Source organism: Labrenzia sp. 5N, assembly GCF_012395805.1.
GTDB lineage: Bacteria > Pseudomonadota > Alphaproteobacteria > Rhizobiales > Stappiaceae > Roseibium > Roseibium algicola.
In genome coordinates this window covers 218771-241736 of the sequence record NZ_JAAZTM010000011.1, presented here as the reverse complement: position 1 = coordinate 241736, position 22966 = coordinate 218771, and the positions used below count along the sequence as shown (strand labels likewise).

Here is a 22966-nt window from a genome sequence, read left to right as displayed (position 1 = left end):
GGGCTTTTTGTTGTTGAGGGTTGGATGTGACAAGGCTGATCTAGCCCTGGCCACCTGCGCGCTCGGCAAAGGTCAGCACAGCCCCTTCCCCCGCCTGCCCGTAATTGACAGACGCCAGCATCTCGCCGGAACTGTCATGCAGGGTAATCAACCCCTTGCGGTTCGACATCTGCATGTGATGGACCGTTGCCCGCGTCACCGACACCTTCAAAACGGCACCTGCAATCAGAACGACCGCCTCCACCGGCTGCGGCCGGCCCATCCTGTCCCGCAGTTCGTAGCCCGTGAGGTCGATGTCCGCTGCACCGGCATTCCAGATCTCCACCCATTCCGTGCCCTGGTCATCCCCCGGCGGGTTCGGCAGGGCCGAAAGAATGCGAAGCGGACCGTCATTCTGCATTTCAACGGTCCTTGGACGCACGACCACATTGCCAGAATCGTCCGTGCGGGTGCTGCCGTCACCAAGGAACACAGGGTAGAATGAGCGGATGTGCTGTCCCAGCGAGCCATCAGCCGTGGTCTCGTGATACATCACCAGATCGAACTTGCCCTCACCGAGCTGAACACGCTTCTTCTGGTTGGTGAGCAAGCCGTGCAGGCCTTCGTAATAGGCAAGCGTGCCGAGCGCGAATTCGCACGCAGGACTGCTGCCGACAAAAAATCCACCCTTGCTCTTGAAGAGCTCAGCGACAAGGTTGCCGGTCATGTCCTGGTGGTTCCAGACCATCTGCAGCGTCACGACATGGGGATTTTCCGGTCCCGGACCTCCGAGATCGTATTTGTAACCAAGGTAGTCGACCCGGTTGTTGAGTTCATCGAGCGCGAATTTCACCCAGGAGTGATAACCGGAGATTTCACCCTTCTCCGAGGCGGAATTCGCCCCTTTCTTGTATTTGCCCTCGCCGACAAAAACATGCTCGAAACCGGTGCAGAAGTGGGTCGACTTGCCCCGGAAGAAGTTGGTGTAGACCTCGAACCACATCCGGAACAGATCCTGCCGGAAGGTTTCAGCGGTCATGTCCCTGACGAGCTCGGCAGAAATATGCTCGAAGGCGATCTGCATCGGCCGGCTTGCAATCACCAGATCGAGAAACCCTTCGATCTCGTCTCGCTCGGCAGGCGAAATGGTTTCCGGGTCGCGAAAGTGGACCGCATAGTTGTCCAGAAGCCGGATGAAGGACTGATAAAGATCGCTCGCCGCCATCTTGTCGAAATCGACCCGGGCAAAGAGCGGGTTCGCGGCCAGGTCGACCTGGCGGGACCCTTTGGCCTTCACCTGCTCGTCCAGCAGAATGTCGGCTGTCATGTCCGTCCAGTCGCCATCCACGTTGCGCGTGCTGACGCTGAACCGGTCGGCATCTTCGTTCCAAATGGCCTGATAGATATGGTCTGACATGCGCGCCTCAACCTGAAGTAACGAGAAGAAGGCTTTCACACGTTTATGACATTTTCACTACCAGACGGAAACTCGTAACTATCCGGCGAAAACAAAAAAGCCGGCGTTGCCGCCGGCCTTTCCGCACTTGCGATGGCAGGATCAGAGCTGCAGCTGGTATGACGCAGGGACGTAACGGAAACCGCTGTCGTTGGTCTCCACGTAGCCGACCGCCGGGAACGGCATGTGATAGCCCACGAACGGGATCTTGTCGGCGGCCAGCATGCCGAAGACGGTCTTGCGGGTGGCCGCGGCGCCTTCCTTGTCCATGTCGAAGCGCACTTCCCATTCGGGATGCGCCAGCGACCAGACGTAGTGATTGGCGGTATCCGCTGTTATGGCAAGCTGCTTGCCGTCGCTTTCAAGCATGTAGATCATGTGACCGGGGGTATGACCTGCAGCAGCCATCGCGGTGACGCCCGTCGTCACGCTGCCGCCATCGTCGAGGAAAGTCATTTTCTCCGCCAACGGTTTGACGTGGCTCGCCATCAGCTTGGTCACCCCATTGGCTTCCGCATCCATTGCCGCCCAGAAATCATATTCCTTCTGCCCGGTCACATAGCGGGCATTGGCAAAGGTCGGCGAGCCACCTTCCATCAGACCGCTGACGTGGTCGGGATGCATGTGCGTCAGCACCACCACGTCAACCTGCTCCGGCGTGTAGCCCGCATTTTCCAGCGCAGCGCGCATCTTGCCGCGACCTGGCCTGGCACCTTCGCCATTGCCGGTGTCGAACAGGATCAGTTCGCTGCCCGTGTTCACGAGCGTTGGCGTGAAACTGATCTGGAAACTGTCGTTGGGCAGGAAGTTATCGGCATTGGTCGCAGAAAAAGTATCCGCGTCTACATTCATGGCGAAGGTCTTCTGCGGTTCGGTCAGGGAGACCGCACCGTCATGCAGGGTGGTTACCTCGAACCCGCCTACGGAATAGCGGGCGACGGGCGCCGGCACAGAGGCCTGCTTTTCTGCAGCCGCATGGACAACGGTGGTTCCGGCAAGACTTGCCCCGGCAAGCGCTCCACCTGCTCCCAGAAGCGCCGCGCGACGCGTGAGTTCAACTTTTATCTCGGTCATATTCCCACTCCCTGCAATTCCGATCCATAAAAACAGTCCCGCAGTCGAACACCCCGAGTGCCCGGCAGGACGCAAAGCTTACGTTCGAGAAAATGGAATGGATGCAGATGCAGACAAGTGCTGTTCGCCGCCAGCCGGATAAACTTCACGAGAGCGAACGAACGAAATGAATTTCAAAAACTTGCTCACTCGCAACAGACCGCTTTTTTGACGGGTTTCCTTCACGGTGCAGCGAATGAAAAAGGCGGCCAGAGGCCGCCTTTGAACTTGATCCGATATGTCCGAACCGTGCTGAAGAAGGGACGCAGGCTCTAACGCTGCAGACCCAGGCCTGCTCCAGCTCCCACGGCCAGGCGCGGCGTTGCTGCCGTGCCGGTCGCGGCCTGTGCAGCCTGTTTCTTCTGGAAGAGGCCTCTCTTACCGGGCACCGGCTTGAAGGCATCCGTCAGACCGACCACGGTTTCTGCGGCACCGAGAACGAGATACCCGTCATCCGGCAGGGATTTCGCCAACCGGCCGAGGATTTCCGTCTTGGTTGCCTGATCGAAGTAGATCAGCACGTTGCGGCAGAAAATGATGTCGAACTCGCCCAGATGGGTGAAGCTTTCCAGCAGGTTCAGCTTCTTCCATTCGATCATGGCGCGCATGCCGGCATTGATCTGCCACATGTCGCCCTTCTGCTCGAAGTATTTCAGCAGCATCTGGATCGGCAGACCACGCTGAACCTCGAACTGGCTGTAGAGGCCGGTCTTGGCCTTTTCCAGCACTTCGTTGGAGAGGTCCGTACCCAGGATCCGGGTTCGCCAGCCAGCCATCTTGGCCGCATCTTCCTTCAGGCAGATGCCCAGGGAATAAGGCTCCTGCCCGGTCGAGGCAGCCGCACACCAGATCTTGATCTGCTTGCGTGTCGCGCGGCTTTCCAGCAGCGCCGGCAGCATCGTGTCCTTGAAGTGCTCGAACGGTGTCTTGTCGCGAAAGAAGAACGACTCGTTGGTCGTCATCGCCTCAACGACGTCCGTTTCCAGCGCTCTGTTGGTGCCGCGCTGAAGCTGCTGGATCACCGCACTGAGCGTTTCCAGCTTGGAGCTGCGTGCAATCGGCAGAAGACGGCTTTCGACCAGGTATTGCTTGTCGTTCGACAGAACCAGGCCGGAGCGTGTCTTCAGGAAGTTTTTCAGAAACTCGAACTCGCTCGGGGTCATCTCGTGTTCCCCTTCAGAACGCGCGAGATCTTCGGGCCGATCTCCTTCAAGGGTAGAATTTCGCTGCAGACGCCCGTTTGTGCAGCTGCGCCCGGCATGCCCCAGACCACGCTTGTGGCTTCGTCCTGCGTGATCACGCTGCCGCCGCCTGCTGCAATGGTCTTGACGCCTTCAGCGCCGTCATGACCCATACCGGTCAGGATGACACCCAGGCTTGCCGAACCGAATACCTTCGCAACGCTGTCGAACAGGGGATCGACGGCAGGCTTGCAGAAGTTCACGGGAGGACCGTCGGTCAGCCGGATCTTGGCAACGCCGCCGTCCTTTTCCACGATCATGTGCTTGCCGCCAGGCGCGACATAGATATTGCCGGGTTTCAGCACTTCGCCATCTTCACCTTCCTTGGACGGACGCAGGGCAGCCTTGCCCATATGCTCGGCCAGAATGGCTGTGAAGGTTGGCGGCATATGCTGGGTGATGACCACCGGCACATCATTCATGGCCGTACCGACTTCGCGCATGACTTCCTGCAGTGCCTGCGGACCGCCCGTCGAGGAACCGATCGCAAGGATGCGCGGACGCGCGGAAGAGTACGGACGTGTCTGGTACTTCACTGCACCGGCAGCAGCTCCCGCCGGTTGAGCAGCTCCGCGAAAGGTCGCCCGTGTATCCGTTGCCGGACGCGCAGAAATCGGTCTGACCGGCTGCGCGGTGCGGCCTGCGCTGGTTTCTGCCCGCATGGTGCGCGCAGGACCGCGCATGCGCAGTGCACGTGCCCCAAGAGCCTTGACCTTCTCGATCAGCTCACGGCGAAAATCGATGGACGTCGTGACCTCGGAAGTCGATTCCGGCTTCGGCACGTAGTCGGCCGCGCCCAGAGACAGGGCCTTCAAGCTGATTTCCGCGTTGCGGCGGGTCAGTGTCGAAGCCATGATCACGACGAGATCGCGCTTCTTCGCCAGCATGAGCGGCAAGGCCGTCATGCCGTCCATTTCCGGCATCTCGATGTCGAGAACGACGACGTCGGGATTGCTTTTTTCGATATCTTCTACAGCAAGCTTGCCGTTGCGATGCGAGCTGACGACTTTCAGACTTTTGTCTTCACCGAGCCAGCGTGTCAGGAGTCCGCGGATGACGACAGCGTCATCTACGACCATGACTTTGATGGGGTCGCTGCCCGGACTCGTGCCCGCAGTTATGCTTCTTTGCGCAAACGCCATTTAGACTGCCCAACTCGAAACTAGATAAGACCGACTTCCTGAAACTTGGCTTCCACGATTTCGCGGTCAAACGGTTTCATGATGTACTCGTTTGCACCGGCGCGGATGGCGCGGGCGATGTGAGCAACATCGTTTTCGGTCGTGCAGAATACGACGATCGGGTTTTCTCCGCCTTCTTCCGCACGCAGGCTGGTCAGGAACTCAAGTCCGTCCATGACGGGCATGTTCCAGTCCAGCAGGATCGCGTCCGGCATGGTCTTGCGGCATTCGTCAAGCGCCTTCTGGCCGTCTTCCGCTTCCGTAATCTCGAAATTCATATCCTCGAGAATGCGGCGAGCCACCTTCCGGATGACGCTTGAGTCATCTACTACGAGGCACTGTTTCATCAGGCGTAACTCCACTCAATGGCCATTGCGGCCCAGTTATGCTGCAGCCATGGGTTCGGTGAACATCGCACCAAGCAGACGGTCGACATCCAGAATGACCATCAGGCGGCCGTCCAGACGATGGACGCCTCCGGAGATCTCGGCCCAACGGCGATCCAGGTTCGACGGGTTGGGCTCTGCAGATGCGGACGGCAGCGTCAGCACCTCACCAACCGTGTCGATGACAAGGCCGTAGCTTTCCTGCTTGTACTCGATGCCCACGGCCATCATCTGCCCTTCCTTCAGCGGAGGCAAGTGAAGGCGGCGGCGCATGTTGATTGCGGTGACGATGCGTCCACGCAGGTTCAGGACACCCTGAACCTCGGGTGCGGACATCGGCACGCGAGTTACGCTTTCCGGCACGAACACGTCGTGAACCTGGGAAATGGGCAGGCCGAACAGCTGGCCGCCGATGACCACGGTCACATACTGGATCATGTCACTCGCGGCTTTTTGCTCCGCGGTCAGTTTGTGTTCCAGCACACTCATGCTGCAGCTCCCATTTCACCGGAGAAGACGTCTTTCAGGGCGGCGATCAGGCCCGGACGGTCGAATTTGGCGACATAGTCGTCAAAGCCCGCCTGGCGGCCGCGTTCGATCGAGGCCGGCGTCACCATGGACGACAGGGCCAGGATCGGAATATTGCGGAACCGGGGATCGCGGCGCAGCGATTCACAGAACTCGAAGCCGTTGATTTCCGGCATTTCGATATCACTGACGATCGCATGGAACTTGTCGCCGTTTTCCAGAAGTTCGAACGCCTGATGCGGACCGGTACAGGTGGTCACATCGTAGCCGGCAGCCTTCAGAACCGGTGTCAGCATGTTGCGGAAGAAGGACGAGTCATCCACGAAGAGAACCTTCTTCGTCAGCGCCTCGATGTCCATTTCCTTGCGCATGAACCAGTCTTCAAAGGCCTGCGGCAGATAGTAGCCGAGGTCGATGATCTCGGTCGCACGTTCCTTCACCACGGCAGAGCCGAGGATGCCCGGACGTTCCGAACCGACTTCGATGTTCATGCGGTCCTCGACGATGTCGACGATCTCGTCGACCACGAGGCCCATGGAGCGTCCCGCATCGGAGAACACCAGCATCGGCTGCGTGCCTTCCGACTTGTGGCTGTCGCCTTCGTTCAGATAGACGAGCGGCATGAGCGCACCGCGGTACTGGACCAGATCGCGGCCGTTCGACCGTTCGATCTTGGAGACCTCGAACTCCTCCAGGCGCGTGACCAGCGACAGCGGCACGGCTTTCGGTTCCGGCGCACCGGCACGGAACAGCAGAAGCGAGATCGAGCTCTGGCCGGAAATCGCACGGCTCTGCAGGTCTTCCCGTTCGTCTTCCTGGTTCTCGGTGACCGCGCTGGATGCATGGCTTGCCATGGCACCGGCGATGCCGTTCGGATCGATGATCATGATCACGGAACCGTCGCCCAGGATGGTGTTGCCGGAGAACATGCCGAGGTTGCGCAGCATCGTCGACATCGGCTTGACCACGATTTCCTCCGTATGGAAGACACCGTCGACAACCACGCCGAATGTCTGGCTACCGACCTGCATGACAACGATGAAGCCGTTGTCCGCATCAATCGCCTCGTCCGCGTTTTCGCCCTCATAGATACCGAGGAGCTGGGACAGGTGCACCAGCGGCAGCAGCTTGTTGCGCAAGCGCAGGACCGGGGTGTCCTTGATCCGCTCTATACGGTGTTCCGAATTGGTCTGCACGCGGACCAGTTCGACAACGGAAAGCTGCGGGATGGCGAACCGGTCGCCGCCGGCTTCGACGATCAGCGTCGAAACAATGGCAAGCGTCAGCGGGATCTTGATGATGAAGCTCGAGCCCTTGCCCTGGGTAGAGCGTAGGTCGACGGTACCACCGATCAGTTCGATGTTGTTGCGAACGACATCCATGCCGACGCCGCGGCCGGACACGCTCGTGACCTTTGCCGCCGTGGAGAACCCGGCTGCGAAGATGAACTTGTGGATCTGGGCGTCCGTCATCTTGTCGACTTCGGCTTCCGACGCCAGGCCGCGTTCCACGACCTTCGCCTTCACCTTGTCGACGTCGATGCCCTTACCGTCATCGCGAACTTCGATGATGATGTGGCCGCCTTCATGGTAAGCCGCCAGGGTAATGGTACCCTTTTCAGGCTTGCCAGCGGAGCGGCGCTCATCCGGACGCTCAAGACCATGGTCGGCCGAGTTGCGGACCATGTGCGTGAGCGGGTCCTTGATCATCTCGAGAACCTGGCGGTCCAGTTCGGTATCCGCACCGATCATTTCCAGTTCGATCGGCTTTTCAAGTTCCTGGCTGAGATCGCGAACGATGCGTGGCAGTTTCTGCCAGGCATTGCCGATCGGCTGCATGCGCGTCGCCATGACGCCTTCCTGCAGTTCGGCAGTTACATTCGACAGACGCTGCAGCGGCACCTTGAATTCGCTGTCTTCATGGCGACGTACGATTTCCAGAAGCTGGTTCCGGGTCAGCACCAGTTCGGACACCATGGTCATCAGGTGCTCGAGCGTGTCGACCGCAACGCGGATGCTCTGGTTGGAAACACCGCCACCGGAGGATTTCTTCTCGCCGCCTTCGCCGCCAGCCTTTTTCGCCGGGGCTTTCGCAGCAGCCTTGGCTTCTGCCTTGACCGCAACGGGAGCAGGCTCTGGCTCATCGGCTTCGTCGACGATCTCTTCGAGTTCCGGAACTTCCGGCTCGGCGACTTCGACTTCAACTTCGGTTTCGCGGAACGCGCGCTCCAGTTCGTCCAGCGACACTTCGCCAGGACGGAGCGGACGTTCAAGAGCTTGCTCGGCGGCAGCTTCTTCGGCAGGCGCTTCAGGCTCTGCCGCAACGGCTTCAGCCACAGGCGCTTCCTTGACGGCTGCGCCACCCTTCATGGCAGCATCAGCTTTCGCGGACATCTCTTCCAGCTGGCCGATCAGCTCACTGTCGTCGCCTTGCGGCTCTTCGCCTTCGGCAGCTTCCAGTTCACCCAGAATGTCCTTGATCTGGTCGATCGAGGTCAGAATGAGGGAAACGGCCTCTTGCGTGACAGGAGCGCCATCGCGGAACTTGCCCATGAGGGTTTCAGCCGCATGCGCGATACCTTCAAGACGGGGAAGACCCAGGAAGCCACAGGTGCCCTTGATAGTGTGCACCAGGCGGAAAATATTATCTAGGATAGTCGCGTTGTTCGGTTCCTGCTCGAATTTTACGAGCTCAACGTCAACAACATCGAGACTTTCGTTTGTCTCGGTAATGAATTCCCTGAGGAGGTCGTCCATGGCCTGCTCTCACCCGACTTGTTACTGGTTCCGCATCCCAAAAGGGACGTCTGGACCGAGAAGTCCATGAGAGCTAGGTTGACGGCAAACAGTTAAGATACGCTGAAGCGGATGGAGACTTTTGAAGGCCTTGTTTATTCTGCCAAGAGGGCCGTTATTTTTACCAACTCTTCTTGTTTATCTATCGTTAATACCATTCCGCATTCACGGGCGAGCAGCAACGTGTAGATCGGCTGAACCGAGTGCGCATCGACCCGTTCAGGCTCTTCTCCGCTCAGAGTTTCCTTCATTCCGAGCGGAATGCGCGGATTGAGACCGCTGGCCTGAAGCGTGAAGGACGGAGATTGTGGATCGCCTTCCATTTCAACCTTGATTTCTCCACCGCGCGGAACGCACTGGTTGGCGATGAGGATCAAGTTGAGAAGTAGTTTTACGTAGTTCTTCGGCATCAGGTGCCGGGTCAATTGCCAATTCAGATCGGATTTTTCGTTTTCCATGAACCCGGTGGCAACGACCTGAGCGTCCCCCAGGTCGATCTCCGCGCCTGCCGAGCCTGCAGCGCCGAAGGCAAGACGGGCGAACTGCAGTTTTGCAGATGCCTGGCGCGCGCTCTTGCGGATGAGGTCCATGGCGAATTCACGCATGTCCTCCGACCCCTCCTCGTCCAGCACTTCCAACCCGTTGGTTATCGCCCCGACGGGAGAAATGATGTCGTGGCAGACGCGGCTGGCCACCAGGGCGGCAAGATCAAGAGAGGAAAGCTCTTTTAGTGCAGACATGGCGTTTTGAGGCTCTTCTTGAGGAGGCGGCGGAAACTGATTCGATATAGTGGCTGCAAGAGTTACACATCCGCACGGCGACTGCCAAGGCAGCGGCGGGCAGCAAACCGTGTCATCCAGATGAAAGTTTGCCCCGAAATCCGCCTTTTCCGGTGTCCGGGAGCAGTTTAACCGGGTAACCACCTACCGCATCGGCACGCAGCCGACCCGTTCGGCATTGTCTTGGGCCGCCGTCATCAGCTGGCTGCCGTTGACGACGAACAGGAACCGGTTGACCACCGAATGGAAAAAGACCAGTCGTCCGTCGACAATGGCATAGATGAACGGATTGCCGGCCGTGCCAAAGCCCTCGGACAGCGCATACCCGCCGCAGGCGGCAAAAAGCGGTGCATAGGCTTCAGGATCCCGCTTGAAGGCGGCAAGATTGCCTTCATTGACGAAGATCCATTCCGTGCCACCCCATTTGTGCACATGGTTCCGCTTTCCCTTGCGCGGGTAACCATCGACGAAATAGCTCACCGGATCATGTCCGCCGAGCGCGTATCCCGTGATCGGATCGGGAACGAAAACCTGGGGACGCGCGAAGACTTTCCCCGCAAAAAGACAGGAGAGCAGGATCAATACAGCACAAAGACATAACCTTGTCTTTTTTTGAGGCCAGCTTTCCATTGATTCGGCTTATGTAAGGTGCACCATCTCATGCGAATCAGCATGATATTGCATCAGTTTAACATTGCGGTCTGACCGAGCGGCAACAATCGGCGCGGCCAACAGATTTTCGGAGAATATCGAATGGCACAAAGTTCCCGGCGAGTTGTATCCCTGATATCGGCTGCGTTCCTGGCCCTGTGTGCATTTGCGTTTTCCAACCCGGCGTACTCCCAGAATTCCGGCAATGAGCCCATTCCGTCTGGTCAGACCTACGACCAGGACGAAATCCTGCAGGCAGGTCACCAGTTCTTCGGCTCTGTTTCGGGTGGGCTTGCATCAGTTGTCGAGAAGGCCTTCTCCAGCTACGGCGAACCGAACGGTTACGTGCTTGGGGAAGAAGGCTCCGGAGCGCTCATCGCCGGCGCCCGCTATGGCGAAGGCAACCTCTACACACGCAACGCCGGCACTCACAAGCTGTTCTGGCAAGGCCCGTCCGTAGGCTGGGACTTTGGCGCGGATGGTGCCCGGGTGATGATGCTGGTCTATAACCTGCCAACCGTGAACTCCCTCTACACCCGCTTTGCCGGTGTCAACGGATCGGCCTACCTGGTCGGCGGGGTCGGCATGACCGTGCTCTTGAACAACGAAATCGTGCTGGTGCCTGTGCGCGCCGGTGTCGGCGCCCGTCTCGGGCTGAACATGGGATATCTGAAGTTCACCGACAAGCCGACCTGGAACCCGTTCTGATCGGACCGGAAAGGCGGCTGTCGCAACCTGGCGACGAAGACGGGTTGCATTCGTTCCACGCAGGACACTTGGCGGCAGGCCTACTGTCGTCTAATGATGGAGTTGTGGGCGTTTTTTAGAACGTAACCGGGAGCCGGACTTGATTGAAGCAGCGATGTATGTGGCGCTGGGGTTTTGCACCGCCGGCCTGATCGGACTGGCAATCCTGCCCGCATTTTACCGCCGGGCCGCCCGACTGACCGAAGAAGCCCTGCGCGCCGTCAATCCGACCAGTTACGCCGAAGTCCGCGCTGCCCAGGACCAGGAACGTGCGCGCCATGCGGTAGAATTGCGCCGTGTCGAGAAGCGTCTCGACAACGAGCGTGAGAAGGCTGCGAAGTTTCAGCTCGAAACCACGCGGATGCGGGCGGAAGTTGAAGCGCTGACGAAATCTCACAAGGAAAAGATTTCCGGCCTGGAAGCCAAGGTCGCCGCCCAGGCGAGTGATCAGCACGCTGTCGACATGCTGTCGTCCGAAGTGACCTCCCTGAAAAAGAAGCTGTCGGAAGCCGAACGGGCTCTTGCGGAAAGCTGGACAAAAGGCCCCGAAGACACGCCTGCCGAGGCGAAGCCGGAAGAACCCGCAGAAGACGACAGCGGCTGGCTGCCAGCGTCCGGCACCATGGCACTTGCGACAATCACCGGACTTGAAGCGGAAGTTGCCACTTTGAAGGCCAAGCTGGCCCGGTATGAGCCGACAGTTGCAGGCCAGATGGATGCTGCGCGCAGCGAAACCGCCAAGACAAGGCTCGCCGAACTGGAAGCCCAATTGGTTGACACCGAATCCAACTATGTGTCCGCACAGGCTGAAGTCACCCGTCTGTCGCTGATGCTGGACGCAGCCAGGCTTCCGGAAAACGAGCGCCAGAAACATCTTGATGCCGAGCTGGAAAAGCTTTCCGGCGAAGCTGCCCGCTACCAGGCCGACGCTGCTGAAAAAGACCGTGCGCTTCAGCGGATCACCGCCCAGATGGCAAAGCTGCAGAAGGACCTGTCCTCGGTTCCTGCTCTCGTGGATCTGCGCCGCGATTTCCGCGCCCTTGCCGAAAAGCTGACCGGTCAGGCGTCTCCAGCCGTCAATGCTTCTGCCGCAGGCGCTCCCGCAAAGCCGGCACCGCCTTTCGTCCCGGTTTCTCTTCAGACCAAGGACAGCCCGCCGGAAGATCGCAACCGGCCTGAGGCATCCTCCAAGGAAAATCTGCAGGCAGACGCGGACCAGGGCACGGCACAAGCACAATCAAGATCCGGCGATATCGCCAACGCGGCTGAAGCGCTGGTAAGCAGGATCGTTGCCTCCAGCCGGAACAAGCCAAAGCCGGAGGCGGAAACAGCGCCTGCAAGTACCGGCGCCGCGCAAGACAGCGACCGGAAAACGAAAGCCACGAAACAAAAAAAGAAAGATGTGGCTTGATCTGAGCAGGTCGCTCCGGTCATCTAGTCCGATGGACATTCGTCCGAAAATTGAACGAACCTGACGCGCTGTTGCTCCTCGCCCGCATTTCCGTTTGCAGATGCAGGAACGCAACCAGCCCGTCATGCACAGGATGAGTCTGCCGTACATGTTGATCGAACGCCACAACGCCATTCTCGAACTCGCACGGCAGATGGGCCGCGTCAGCGTCGACGATCTCGCCCGGCGGTTTGATGTCAGCCCGCAGACGATCCGCAAGGACCTCAACGAGCTTTGCGACCGGCGCCTGCTGGCGCGTACCCACGGCGGGGCCCTGCTGTCGTCCGGCATCGAAAATGTCGGCTACGAGGCCCGCAGGATCATCTCCAGCAGGGAAAAGGCAGACATCGGCGAGAAGGTTGCCTCGCTCATTCCTGACAACGCGTCCATCTTCATCAACATCGGCACCACCACGGAAGCCGTCGCACAGGCGCTGCTCCAGCATCGCGGCCTGATGGTGATCACCAACAACATCAACGTCGCCAGCCTGATGCGCGGCTATTCCCAGATCGAGGTGGTGATTGCCGGTGGCGTGTTGCGCCATTCCGACGGCGGCATTGTCGGCGAGGCCGCGGTGGACTTCATGCGCCAGTTCAAGGTGGATTTCGCGGTCATCGGCGCTTCAGCGATCGATCCCGACGGCTCCCTGCTCGATTACGACTACCGGGAAGTGAAAGTCACCAAGACCATCATGGACAACGCCAGGCACGTCATTCTGGCGGCCGACAGCACCAAGTTCGAGCGCACTGCACCGGTCCGTGTCGGACACCTGCGACAGGTCACTACTTTCGTGACGGATTATTGCCCCTCGCCAGACTTCGCGCAGATCGCGCAAGACGCGGAAGTCGAGCTGATCGAGACCGGCCAGCAGGAAGACAGCACTGCCGGCTGATCGAACACAGCACTCCGTGTAGCCGGTGCACAAACGGGTGGAGAACCCTGTGCGCAGGATGTGGATATGCTGTTTGTGCCTTGGGGAGAAATGGCACGCCCAACGGGACTCGAACCCGTGTTTCCGCCGTGAAAGGGCGGCGTCCTAGACCGCTAGACGATGGGCGCGCGGGGCTTGAGAAGCTCAGTGCCTCAAGCCGAGGACCGTGCGTATACGGCTGCATGACAAAAGACGCAAGCCCTAATTTTCATTTTTCTGTCACATGCCTGTTCATAACCGCGCGCCGTATGCGCGACGCTACGTCAGCGCGCGACAAAATCCGTGCGACCCAGTTGCTTGCCCGTGACGGGATCGAAGCGCAGTAGCGCCGTCTTGCTGCCTTCGCGCACCAGAACCAGCAAGAGACCGTTCGAAAGGTCGGCCTGCAAAATTTCCGCGTCAGCGCCAACTGCCACTGTTGCGGCATATTGATCGGCTGAAACATCGGACTTATTGGAGTTGATCTTGTAGAGAATTGCTGCAAAGACAGCGATAAAGCCGGCGATCATGACGAGGGACGAGCCGAGCAACAGACGCTTCAGCTTGGCCTGGATGCGTTCGGCCGCAGGATCAAGCGGCTTTTCACCCGGCCCCTCATCCCGATAATCAGGTTGTGACATGACAGACAATTCCCTCGAGTATCCGGCCGGTATGGACCAGGATTTCAGTTTAACAGTTGATGCAGCCGATGCCGGGAAACGGCTGGATGCGGTGCTGGCGGCTCATCTGGAAGCCCTTAGCCGCAACAGGATCCAGTCCCTGATCAAGTCCGGGGACGTCACCGTCGGCGGCGCGAAAATAGTGGAGCCGAAATACCGGGTCAATGAAGGCGATGCCCTGACCCTCACTTTGCCGCAGGCGGAAGACCCGGAGCCCAAGGGCGAGGACATCCCCGTCTCGGTCGTCTTTGAGGACGAACACCTTATCGTGGTCGACAAACCGGCGGGGCTTGTCGTCCATCCTGGCGCCGGCAACTGGACCGGCACCCTCGTCAATGCACTCATCCATCATTGCGGTGACAGCCTTTCCGGCATCGGCGGCGTGAAGCGCCCCGGCATTGTTCACCGGATCGACAAGGACACTTCCGGACTGCTTGTCGTCGCCAAGACAGACCAGGCCCACAAGGGCCTTGCAGCCCAGTTTGCCGACCACGGCCGCACCGGACCGCTGGAACGCGCCTATTCGGCTCTGGTCTGGGGAGCACCCTCCGGCCTGAAGGGCACGATCAACGCCAATCTGGCCCGCTCGCAGGCAAACCGTCAGAAGATTGCCGTCGTCAAGACTTCCGGCCGCCACGCCATCACCCACTGGCAGGTGAAGGAGCGCTTCGGCAATGCCGAACAGCCTGCGCTCGCCTCGCTGCTGGAATGCCGCCTTGAAACCGGACGCACACACCAGATCCGCGTTCACATGGCCCACATTGGCCATCCGCTGATCGGAGACGATGATTACGGGTCGGGTTTCAAGACCAAGGCAAACAGGCTCGATGAGCCGCTCAAAAGCCTCGTAAACGGTTTTCACAGGCAAGCCCTGCATGCCGGCCTGCTGGCTTTCGAACACCCGGCAAATGGTAAAACCTTGCGCTTTGAGAGCCCTTACCCGGATGATTTCGCAAATCTTTTGTCCGGATTACAAAAATTTTAGGATGCGTTTTCGTTTTCTGACCATGCAATCGACCAATTTGGACCTATATTAGAACCTTCTGTGTGCCTGTACGGACACTATTGTGCGTCCGCCTTCCCTCAAAAATGGCTTGCTTGCGTATCACTGCGGGGCAGCGGGAGGAAGGGGTCGCAAACTTGACGAAAGGGGGTGCATGTTATGGCCCAGAACGTTCCGACGCTTACAGCAGGGGAAGGCGGTCTCAGCCGGTATCTGGACGAGATCCGCAAGTTTCCGATGCTTCAGCCGCAGGAAGAGTACATGCTCGCCAAGCGCTACAAAGAGCATGAAGACCCTGAAGCTGCAGAACGCCTAGTCAATTCCCATCTACGCCTCGTCGCCAAGATTGCCATGGGTTACCGCGGGTATGGCCTGCCGATCGGAGAAGTCGTTTCCGAAGGCAACGTCGGCCTGATGCAAGCGGTCAAGCGCTTTGAACCGGACAAGGGATTCCGGCTCGCGACCTATGCCATGTGGTGGATCAAGGCGGCTATCCAGGAATACATCCTGCGCTCATGGTCCCTCGTGAAAATGGGGACCACGGCCAACCAGAAACGCCTGTTCTTCAACCTGCGTCGCCTCAAGGGCAAGATCCAGGCGTTGGACGAAGGCGATCTGAAGCCGCATCAGGTCTCTGAGATTGCCACCAAACTCGGGGTGTCCGAGGAGGAAGTGGTGTCCATGAACCGCCGTCTGGGCGGCGATGCCAGCCTGAATGCGCCCGTGCGCGCGGAAGCTGATGCCGGTGAATGGCAGGACTGGCTTGTCGATGAAAGCGACAGTCAGGAAACCCTGCTTGCCAATCAGGAAGAGCTGGACATGCGTCGCAAGATGCTGAACGACGCAATGGACGTGCTCAACGAGCGTGAACGGCGCATCTTTGAAGCACGTCGCCTGGCCGAAGACCCGATGACGCTGGAAGACCTTTCGGGCGAATTCGGCGTCAGCCGCGAGCGCGTCCGCCAGATCGAGGTTCGCGCTTTCGAAAAGGTTCAGAAAGCCGTGCGCAACAGCGCCCGCACAATGGACCAGCCCGCCGCCTGAGGCACTCGGACAAAGAGAACCAAAAAAGCGCCGGAGCTATGCTCCGGCGCTTTTCTTTTGCCTAAGCTGATGTTCAGCGGATTTCGGCTGTGTAGCTCTCCACCGGCACGACCTTGCTGATCAGACCGGCTTCGGCCATGAATTCCGCAAAGCGCTGGTAGCGGCCTTCATCAAGTGCAGCCGGACGCTTGGCGAACCGCGGCAACGTATCGAACCATGCACGCCTGTTCAGCTCGTCATTGAGGTTCGGATACGCTTCTATGAAGGCATTCCAGGCTTCTTCCGGGTGATTGCTCAGATAGATCGTGGCCGCTTCCACGGCTGCCAGGAACTTGGCGAAGCGTGGATCGTCCGTCTTGTCCTTGTTGACGACATAAATCAGCTCATCAAAGATCGGCACACCGTTTTCTTCGGGGAAGAAAGCCTTGCCGGGTTTGCCTTCGATTTCGAGCTGGGTGAGCTCGAAATTGCGATATGCGCCGATCACCGCATCCACCTGACCGGCAAGAAGAGAGCCTGACAACGCGAAATTCACGTTCACCAGCTCCACATCATCCATGGTCAAACCGGCCGAACGCAGCATCTGGCCCAACATCGCGTCCTCGAAGCCAGACACGGAAAAGCCGACACTCTTCCCCTTGAGATCCTTCAGTTCCTGTATCGGGCCGTCCTTGAGCACGATGAGCGAATTGAGGGGCGTTTCCACCAGCGTACCGATCCATTTCAGCGGCAGCTCTTCCTCGATTTGCGCATGAAGCGTCGGCTGATAGGACACTGCGATATCGCCCTGCCCGGCAGCAACCAGTTTCGGCGGCATCGCCGGGTCCGCCGGTTCGATGATCTCAACCTCGAGGCCTTCTGCCTCGAAGAAACCCTTGGTCTGCGCAGTTACCAGCGGCGCGTGATCCGGATTGATGAACCAGTCGAGCAGCAAGGTCAGTTTCTCACTGGCCTGTACCGGCCCCGATGCCAGCAGCCCGGCCGCCAATGCTAGTGACAGGATTTGTTTTTTCATGAGGTCCTCCGTAGAGCGGCAGCTAGGTGAGCGGCTGCCAGGGAACAAGAAGTCGGGTGAGATGGTTCACGGCAAAGCGCATGATCAGCACCATCGCCGCGAGCAGGATCAGGGCGGCGAACATCATGTCCGCCTGCATCCGGTTGCTGCTTTGAAGCATGATGAAGGCAAGGCCTCCTTTTGCCCCGGCCCATTCGCCGATGATCGCCCCCATGGGAGCGAACACCGCGGCCACCCGCAGGCCGGAGGCAAACGCCGGCAAGCCTGACGGCAGGCGAAAGAACCAGAGTTCCTTCAGGCGAGACAGACGATAAAGCCGGGCGAGATCGCACAAACCCGGGTCAAGCCGCTGCAGGCCATCGAAAAACGTCGATGTGACCGTGAAGAAGATGACCAGGATGATGACGACGATCTTGGAGGCCAGCCCGAAACCGAGCCAGAGCACCAGGATCGGCGCGATTGCGAAAACAGGCAGGGCCTGCGTCACCAGAATGGGCGGCATGGCGAACCTTGCAGCAATCGGAAACAGCCACAAAAGAACGGAAAGCAATGCCCCGGCGGCTGCCCCCAGCACAAACCCGAGCACCGTCTCATAGGCGGTGATGCCGGCATGATGCAGAAGGAAGCCTGCGTGTTTGACAAAGGCTGTAAAGACGCGGTCCGGACCCGGCAGGATATAATGCTGGGTGTCGAACACATGGACGATTGCCGCCCAGATTGCGACAGTCAGCAGGAGGCCGAGTATGGTCCTGGCAACAGCTTTCGCAAACGCCATCATCCCGCAGCCCCCGCCGCCATTGGCCAACAGGAACGCATGAAAGCCGATACCGGCATTCGGATGTGCGGCGACCGCAGTGGTCGCAGACAAGTACGCATAGGATCTCCCGTCTTCGGACAAGCCGAAAATGACAATGGAGATCCGGGAATAGGCTAAGGATTCCGTCCCTTCGCCGGCATGACCCGGATCAGGTTCTAAGGGTTCGGCATTACGCCATCTCAGCTCCGGTAACCGGAACACCCCTCGGACCAAGGCGGACCATGCCTTGTGTGACGGAAAAAGGCAAGCCGCCGTGAGGCGGCTTCTTCAGATTTTGAAAGGAGGCAGGCTGGCGCTTAGCCGGCTTGCCAGGACGTGATCGCCTTTTCAACGGCATCTGCACCGGCGGTTCCCTTTTCCAGGGTCAGGATGCCGCGCTTGCCGTTTTCGTAAAGCATCGGAATGTCAATCCAGCCGCGTTCACGCAGTAGGGCGAGATTGCGTTGCTGCTCGTTCGGCAAGCTGGAAAGGGCAATCCAGAAAAAGCCCGGGGACACTTTCACGGAAGCGCCGATCAGCGCATCGCCACGAGCTTCTTCTGTAGGCTTCATGACCAGGCCTGGCACGTTGACGACGTCACCTGGAGCGAAGTTTTCCGGGAACTCGTACTTGATCTCGACCAGATGGCTGGCGGGCAAGGAAGTATCGTCATTCGGCTTGATGCGAATGTCGACCTTCACATCCCGCTCGGGGATTTCAATGGAGGCGCTCAGAACCGCGAGAGCCTTGCCGTCCAGATTCGTTTCTTCATCGACACCCCAAACGACAGCGCCTTGCGCAGCCGTTCCGGCACCGCCGGACTCTTCCCCTTCTTCGTAAAGGATAGAGCGCTGCACCGAGGAATCCGCAGCCGTGGCGGACGGAGCCGGTGAAGTTTCGTCTGGCGAAATGGCCGAGAGATTGTCTTCCGGTACCGCAATCGGGCTTTCGGTGGTTGCAGAAGACTGATCGTTTTCTCCGCTCGTCACGATGGACGGCTGGGAAGGTTCGGGCGCAGCGGACGCTGGTGTATCGACCTGCGGTGTATCGGCCTGCGCAGGCGAATCAGACTGTCCGGTAATCGTCGTCGTGGTTACCGTACGTGCATCCGGGGCAACCACATCCGTCTCACCTTCGTTCAACAGGCGGTCGGTGTTTTTCGAAGGCTCTTCACCTTCTCCGGCAGGGGCAGCGGTCGAAGGCTCCGGCGTGGTGTCCGGCTGCGTATCGACAGGCGTTTGCGAAGAAGACGCGACGGGCACGTTGCCGCTATCGGCTGTCTCATCGCCCGCAGGCATCAGGAAATAGGCTCCGGCGCCCAGGAGCACCAGCAGCAGGACACCTGCAGCAATCGCGATCGGAACGGTGCGGCTGCCGGATGAATCACCACGCAGCGCATCCGAAGCACTCGGCTTGGCGCGCTTTGAGCGGCTTTTCTTGGAGGTCGACTTGTCCTTCGGCTTGGCTGTCTCGTCGCCAGGATAAGCTTGGTCGGCGGGGTCGGCCGCACCGGCGTTATCTGCAGGCTCGAACAGGCCATCATCTGCTTGTTCCGGCTGCACCGGTCCGCCGAAAGAGGGCTCCTGGCGCACAGGCGCAGCGCCCGGGTCGGCGGCTTCCTTGGCGTGGTGAACAGCCTGGCTGGCCGCCGTCCCAAGCGCTTCGGCCTGTGTCAGGGTTTCCTTCAAGGGCGACGGAGCCGGGGTATCCAACACCGGCGCTGCAGTTGTTTCAGGTTCCTGCGGCGCAGGCGCAGGCGCTTCGGGCGCAGCCTCTGCCACCGGTTCGGCCGGAGGCGGCGTCACGGGCGGCGCGGAAACCTGCGGCGCTGGGGCCGGCGTTTCGACCTTCGGAACAGTGGGGCTGAGACCGAGGCTTTCGCGGGCGGCTTCGGCTTCCACCTTGCGGATGGCTTCTTCCAGACGCAACTGCTCGGCCGTGATCTCGGACGGCGCCAGCGGCGGCTCATAGGCTTTCAGCTGATTGACAATGGCATTGCGCGCACGGCTGTAAACGCTTCTGCGTGCAGCACCATTGTTTTCAGGTAAAGACGCGATCGTTTTCTTCAGAATTGAATAGTAATCAGCCATCTTCCTGCCTACCGGCCGACTGCAAGGATCTGTTCTGCGGGCCCGAGATTTCGTTTCATTCTCAGGCTTATAGCAAGTTTTTCGAAAACCGGTGCTATTTCTTCAACAACTTCGCCGCGACAGAGAACCTCGCAGTACCCTTTTCCTAACACAGATTGTTTGTTCGGCACACACATGGAACGCCGAAAACGAAAGGTGGTTGCGTGCGGTGATTCGCAGCACGCAACCGCAGTCCTTAATAATGTGCTTCTAACGTCACAGATCTCAATCCTGGAAGGGATTCTGCACAAGAATTGTGTCGTCCCGTTCCGGACTTGTCGACAGAAGAGCGACCGGAGCACCGATCAGTTCTTCGACGTGACGCACATATTTGATCGCCTGCGCCGGCAGATCGGCCCAGGTGCGAGCACCTTCGGTCGATTCCTTCCAGCCCGGCAGGCTTTCGTAAATCGGCTTCACGCGCTCCTGGGCACCCTGCGAAGCCGGCAGATAATCGATGCGCTCGCCGTCCAGTTCGTAGCCGATGCAGATCTTGATTTCATCAAGACCGTCCAGAACATCCAGCTTGGTCAGCGCGATGCCGGTGATGCCCGAGGTGCAGACGGTCTGGCGCACCAGCACAGCGTCGAACCAGCCGCAGCGGCGGCGGCGGCCGGTAACCGTACCGAACTCGTGACCGCGCGTACCGAGGAACTCGCCGATCTCGTCCTTCAGTTCGGTCGGGAACGGGCCCTCACCGACGCGTGTCGTATAGGCCTTGGTAATACCGAGCACATAGTTGATCGAATTCGGGCCAAGGCCACTGCCTGCCGCAGCCTGGCCGGCGACCGTGTTGGACGACGTCACGAAGGGATAGGTGCCGTGGTCGATGTCGAGCAATGCGCCCTGTGCACCTTCGAAAAGGATACGCTTGCCCTGACGGCGCAGATCGTCCAGCAGGTACCAGACCTTGTCCATGTAGGGCAGGACCTTGTCCGCAACGCTGGCAAGTTCGTCGTAGATCGCCTGGGCGGAAACCTCATCCTGGCCAAGACCCCGGCGCAGCGCATTGTGGTGCGTCAGCAAGCGGTCGATCTTGGCGGGCAGAGTGGCAAGGTTCTTCAGGTCCATCAAACGGATAGCGCGGCGGCCAACCTTGTCTTCATACGCCGGTCCAATACCGCGCTTGGTGGTGCCGATGCGCGTTCCGGTGTTGGAATTCTCGCGCAACGCATCAAGCTCGCGGTGCAGCGACAGGATCAGCGTTGCGTTCTCGGCAACACGCAGGCTTTCCGGCGTCACCACGACACCCTGCTTGCTGAGGCGTTCGACTTCCTCTGCCAGCGCATGCGGATCCAGCACGACGCCGTTGCCGATGACGGACAGCTTGCCTTCGCGTGCAACCCCGGACGGCAGGAGAGACAGCTTGTAGCTGACACCGTCGATGACAAGGGTATGACCGGCATTGTGCCCGCCCTGGAACCTTACGATGACATCGGCTTGTTCCGACAACCAGTCGACAATCTTGCCTTTGCCTTCGTCACCCCATTGCGAACCGACAACAACCACATTCGCCATCTAGACTTTGCTCTCCTGAAGCAGCTTCCGCACCATCCGAAACTTGTCCGGGGTGCCAACACGACAAGCCCCGGCAACCGGACCGGGGCAAACGGCGCGGACTATAGACAGGTTTCCCTGCTCATGCGAGTCTCCGCAGGGAGATTGAGAGCCAAAAGCAGGTTTTTTTGCCAGCTCTCCTGATCGGCCCGGTCACCCCTGTGACAATTGACCAGTCACGACGTGCACCTGAACGGACTTTTACCGGATTAGACTGCATTTGCGGCAATGTCGCGACGGCAGATTATTTAGCCGGCGGCTCACCTGCATCCGGCTTGTCGTTGCGCGCAAGCCTGAAAATCATCGGCGACGTGCGCAGCAGCCAGACAAAGCGATGCCGCTTGCTTGCGGGAACAGCGTCCCGGCTGACGATCCGCGCGAAGATGAACACCACGAGCGACAGGTGCAGTGTGGCGGTATAGAGGAAGAAGGCCGAGGGGCCGAATTGCTCCATCACCAGTGAGGCAATGAACGGCCCCGCCATGGCGCCCACGCCATAGGCAAGCGTGAGCCCTGCCACCACATCGATGAATTGCCCCGGCTCGGCGTTGTCGTTGGCATGGGCCGCACAAAGCGAATAGAGCGGCAGGGCAAATCCGCCAAACAGGAAGACGCCTGCAAAAAGCTCCAGCCGTGTCGAAGACCCCGATATGAAGAGACAGGCAAGCCCGGCACCGACGGTAAAGACACCGAGCACGACACGCCGGTCGAGCCGGTCGGACAGCCAGCCTGCGGGATACTGGAAGATCGCCCCGGCAAAGACCCAGATCGCGATGAACGCGGCAACCGTTTCAAGCCCCAGTCCAATTCCTTCCGCATAAACCGGACCAACCATGCGGAATGCACCGTTGGTGAGGCCAATGGTGAAGACGGCGACAAGGGCGACCGGAGACACGCGCCACAACATGAGCGGATCGAAGAACCGCGCGGGCGGCGCTGCGGGATTGCGCTCACTTGTCAGGGAGATCGGCACCAGCGCGAAACAGAACAGGATGGCCAGAACGATCAGAATATCCGGACCAAGCGGACCGAACGCGGGCAGCATGAACTGACTGCCCATGACGGCGATCATGTCGACTATCCGGTAGACGGAAAGGATCCGCCCGCGGGACGAATTGGTGGCGATGGAATTGAGCCAGCTCTCCAGAACCATCGTCGTGCCGCAAAAAGCCGCCCCGCTCACCAGACGCACGACCATCCAGAGCCAGCCGGCAGGTGTGAAGGCAATCGCCAGAATGGCGATGGCGCTGATTGCAGCCAGCGTGGAAAAGACGCGAATGTGCCCTGCCCGCGCGATCAGAAACGGTGTCAGCAGCACACCGACGATCATGCCGCCGAAATAGCACGACCCCAGCAACCCGATGAGCGCATCGGACATGCCTTCCGATTTGGCACGCACCGAAATCATTGTCACGGAAAGTCCGTTCGCACCCAGGAGGCAAGCGGCAGCAACCAGCAACGGTGTCAAACGTCCGGCAAGCGATCTGGAATCCGCTGCGGGGGCAACCTGGGTCATGAATGAAGAA

Annotated in this window: 20 protein-coding genes, 1 tRNA gene and 1 riboswitch; of the genes, 5 read left to right on the top strand and 16 right to left on the bottom strand. The window is 59.4% G+C overall.

Features of this window, described 5'->3' with window-relative positions; genetic code table 11:
• Positions 1 to 40: 40 nt before the first annotated feature.
• From HEP89_RS12300 to HEP89_RS12260, 9 genes are all read right to left on the bottom strand, one after another.
• Positions 41 to 1396 (bottom strand): lamin tail domain-containing protein, encoded by a 1356-nt coding sequence (locus HEP89_RS12300; RefSeq protein ID WP_168692134.1) that lies wholly within the window; start codon positions 1394 to 1396, stop codon positions 41 to 43.
• Positions 1397 to 1537: 141 nt separating this feature from the next.
• Complete coding sequence (locus HEP89_RS12295) at positions 1538 to 2509, bottom strand: MBL fold metallo-hydrolase (protein WP_168692133.1); 972 nt, start codon at positions 2507 to 2509, stop codon at positions 1538 to 1540.
• Between the two features lie 311 nt (positions 2510 to 2820).
• The gene (locus HEP89_RS12290) at positions 2821 to 3711 is read right to left on the bottom strand and encodes a protein-glutamate O-methyltransferase CheR (protein WP_023003408.1); all 891 of its coding nucleotides are present in this window, start codon (positions 3709 to 3711) and stop codon (positions 2821 to 2823) included.
• Complete coding sequence (locus tag HEP89_RS12285; RefSeq protein WP_023003409.1) at positions 3708 to 4931, bottom strand: chemotaxis response regulator protein-glutamate methylesterase; 1224 nt, start codon at positions 4929 to 4931, stop codon at positions 3708 to 3710. Before HEP89_RS12285 ends, HEP89_RS12290 begins: the two co-directional genes overlap by 4 nt.
• A gap of 20 nt (positions 4932 to 4951) precedes the next feature.
• Entirely contained in the window at positions 4952 to 5317 is a 366-nt protein-coding gene (locus tag HEP89_RS12280) for a response regulator (protein WP_031270504.1), read from the bottom strand.
• 36 nt (positions 5318 to 5353) lie between these two features.
• Positions 5354 to 5845, bottom strand: coding sequence for a chemotaxis protein CheW (locus tag HEP89_RS12275; protein ID WP_023003411.1), 492 nt, complete (start codon positions 5843 to 5845; stop codon positions 5354 to 5356).
• On the bottom strand, positions 5842 to 8640 hold the full coding sequence (locus HEP89_RS12270; RefSeq protein WP_023003412.1) for a chemotaxis protein CheW: 2799 nt from the start codon (positions 8638 to 8640) through the stop codon (positions 5842 to 5844). The genes HEP89_RS12275 and HEP89_RS12270 overlap by 4 nt, the downstream gene beginning before the upstream one ends.
• A gap of 134 nt (positions 8641 to 8774) precedes the next feature.
• Entirely contained in the window at positions 8775 to 9419 is a 645-nt protein-coding gene (gene chpT / locus HEP89_RS12265; protein WP_023003413.1) for a histidine phosphotransferase ChpT, read from the bottom strand.
• Positions 9420 to 9602: 183 nt separating this feature from the next.
• A complete protein-coding gene (locus HEP89_RS12260) occupies positions 9603 to 10040 on the bottom strand; it encodes a YHS domain-containing (seleno)protein (RefSeq protein ID WP_023003414.1) in 438 nt (145 codons plus the stop codon).
• 171 nt (positions 10041 to 10211) lie between these two features.
• Between HEP89_RS12260 and HEP89_RS12255 the strand changes: the two genes are divergently transcribed.
• The 3 genes from HEP89_RS12255 (at position 10212) to HEP89_RS12245 (ending at position 13198) form a co-directional block, all read left to right on the top strand.
• On the top strand, positions 10212 to 10817 hold the full coding sequence (locus HEP89_RS12255; protein WP_023003415.1) for a DUF1134 domain-containing protein: 606 nt from the start codon (positions 10212 to 10214) through the stop codon (positions 10815 to 10817).
• A 139-nt stretch (positions 10818 to 10956) separates the two neighbouring features.
• A complete protein-coding gene (locus HEP89_RS12250) occupies positions 10957 to 12267 on the top strand; it encodes a hypothetical protein (protein ID WP_209014622.1) in 1311 nt (436 codons plus the stop codon).
• 148 nt (positions 12268 to 12415) lie between these two features.
• Complete coding sequence (locus tag HEP89_RS12245) at positions 12416 to 13198, top strand: DeoR/GlpR family DNA-binding transcription regulator (RefSeq protein WP_055661274.1); 783 nt, start codon at positions 12416 to 12418, stop codon at positions 13196 to 13198.
• Positions 13199 to 13289: 91 nt separating this feature from the next.
• Here HEP89_RS12245 and HEP89_RS12240 read toward each other — a convergent pair.
• Together HEP89_RS12240 and HEP89_RS12235 are read right to left on the bottom strand one after the other, a co-directional pair.
• Positions 13290 to 13365: transfer RNA gene (locus HEP89_RS12240), tRNA-Glu, on the bottom strand.
• A 135-nt stretch (positions 13366 to 13500) separates the two neighbouring features.
• On the bottom strand, positions 13501 to 13857 hold the full coding sequence (locus HEP89_RS12235) for a hypothetical protein (protein WP_023003421.1): 357 nt from the start codon (positions 13855 to 13857) through the stop codon (positions 13501 to 13503).
• Here HEP89_RS12235 and HEP89_RS12230 point away from each other — a divergent pair.
• Positions 13856 to 14881: an RluA family pseudouridine synthase gene (locus tag HEP89_RS12230; protein WP_168692132.1), complete on the top strand. Its 1026-nt coding sequence runs from the start codon at positions 13856 to 13858 to the stop codon at positions 14879 to 14881. The genes HEP89_RS12235 and HEP89_RS12230 overlap by 2 nt on opposite strands.
• Before the next feature lie 177 nt (positions 14882 to 15058).
• Positions 15059 to 15943, top strand: coding sequence for an RNA polymerase sigma factor RpoH (gene rpoH / locus HEP89_RS12225; RefSeq protein ID WP_023003423.1), 885 nt, complete (start codon positions 15059 to 15061; stop codon positions 15941 to 15943).
• Positions 15944 to 16016: 73 nt separating this feature from the next.
• Here the strand turns inward: rpoH and HEP89_RS12220 are convergent, their stop codons facing one another.
• From HEP89_RS12220 to HEP89_RS12200, 5 genes are all read right to left on the bottom strand, one after another.
• Positions 16017 to 16958 (bottom strand): ABC transporter substrate-binding protein, encoded by a 942-nt coding sequence (locus tag HEP89_RS12220; protein WP_023003424.1) that lies wholly within the window; start codon positions 16956 to 16958, stop codon positions 16017 to 16019.
• Positions 16959 to 16980: 22 nt separating this feature from the next.
• Positions 16981 to 17826, bottom strand: a complete 846-nt coding sequence (locus HEP89_RS12215; RefSeq protein WP_353622308.1) for an ABC transporter permease — start codon at positions 17824 to 17826, stop codon at positions 16981 to 16983.
• A gap of 57 nt (positions 17827 to 17883) precedes the next feature.
• Positions 17884 to 17990, bottom strand: a riboswitch (TPP riboswitch).
• An 81-nt stretch (positions 17991 to 18071) separates the two neighbouring features.
• Positions 18072 to 19844, bottom strand: a complete 1773-nt coding sequence (locus HEP89_RS12210) for a hypothetical protein (protein WP_168692131.1) — start codon at positions 19842 to 19844, stop codon at positions 18072 to 18074.
• Between the two features lie 264 nt (positions 19845 to 20108).
• Positions 20109 to 21401 (bottom strand): adenylosuccinate synthase, encoded by a 1293-nt coding sequence (locus HEP89_RS12205; RefSeq protein ID WP_023003427.1) that lies wholly within the window; start codon positions 21399 to 21401, stop codon positions 20109 to 20111.
• Positions 21402 to 21684: 283 nt separating this feature from the next.
• Positions 21685 to 22956 (bottom strand): MFS transporter, encoded by a 1272-nt coding sequence (locus tag HEP89_RS12200; protein ID WP_077291776.1) that lies wholly within the window; start codon positions 22954 to 22956, stop codon positions 21685 to 21687.
• Positions 22957 to 22966: the final 10 nt, after the last annotated feature.

Coding starts and splice junctions, on each gene's coding strand:
- HEP89_RS12295 (WP_168692133.1), bottom strand. CDS start 2,509: ATGACCGAGATAAAAGTTGAACTCACGCGTCGCGCGGCGCTTCTGGGA.
- HEP89_RS12300 (WP_168692134.1), bottom strand. CDS start 1,396: ATGTCAGACCATATCTATCAGGCCATTTGGAACGAAGATGCCGACCGG.
- HEP89_RS12230 (WP_168692132.1), top strand. CDS start 13,856: ATGACAGACAATTCCCTCGAGTATCCGGCCGGTATGGACCAGGATTTC.
- HEP89_RS12220 (WP_023003424.1), bottom strand. CDS start 16,958: ATGAAAAAACAAATCCTGTCACTAGCATTGGCGGCCGGGCTGCTGGCA.
- HEP89_RS12210 (WP_168692131.1), bottom strand. CDS start 19,844: ATGGCTGATTACTATTCAATTCTGAAGAAAACGATCGCGTCTTTACCT.
- chpT (WP_023003413.1), bottom strand. CDS start 9,419: ATGTCTGCACTAAAAGAGCTTTCCTCTCTTGATCTTGCCGCCCTGGTG.
- HEP89_RS12255 (WP_023003415.1), top strand. CDS start 10,212: ATGGCACAAAGTTCCCGGCGAGTTGTATCCCTGATATCGGCTGCGTTC.
- HEP89_RS12205 (WP_023003427.1), bottom strand. CDS start 21,401: ATGGCGAATGTGGTTGTTGTCGGTTCGCAATGGGGTGACGAAGGCAAA.
- HEP89_RS12280 (WP_031270504.1), bottom strand. CDS start 5,317: ATGAAACAGTGCCTCGTAGTAGATGACTCAAGCGTCATCCGGAAGGTG.
- rpoH (WP_023003423.1), top strand. CDS start 15,059: ATGGCCCAGAACGTTCCGACGCTTACAGCAGGGGAAGGCGGTCTCAGC.
- HEP89_RS12235 (WP_023003421.1), bottom strand. CDS start 13,857: ATGTCACAACCTGATTATCGGGATGAGGGGCCGGGTGAAAAGCCGCTT.
- HEP89_RS12285 (WP_023003409.1), bottom strand. CDS start 4,931: ATGGCGTTTGCGCAAAGAAGCATAACTGCGGGCACGAGTCCGGGCAGC.
- HEP89_RS12270 (WP_023003412.1), bottom strand. CDS start 8,640: ATGGACGACCTCCTCAGGGAATTCATTACCGAGACAAACGAAAGTCTC.
- HEP89_RS12200 (WP_077291776.1), bottom strand. CDS start 22,956: ATGACCCAGGTTGCCCCCGCAGCGGATTCCAGATCGCTTGCCGGACGT.
- HEP89_RS12245 (WP_055661274.1), top strand. CDS start 12,416: ATGTTGATCGAACGCCACAACGCCATTCTCGAACTCGCACGGCAGATG.
- HEP89_RS12290 (WP_023003408.1), bottom strand. CDS start 3,711: ATGACCCCGAGCGAGTTCGAGTTTCTGAAAAACTTCCTGAAGACACGC.
- HEP89_RS12275 (WP_023003411.1), bottom strand. CDS start 5,845: ATGAGTGTGCTGGAACACAAACTGACCGCGGAGCAAAAAGCCGCGAGT.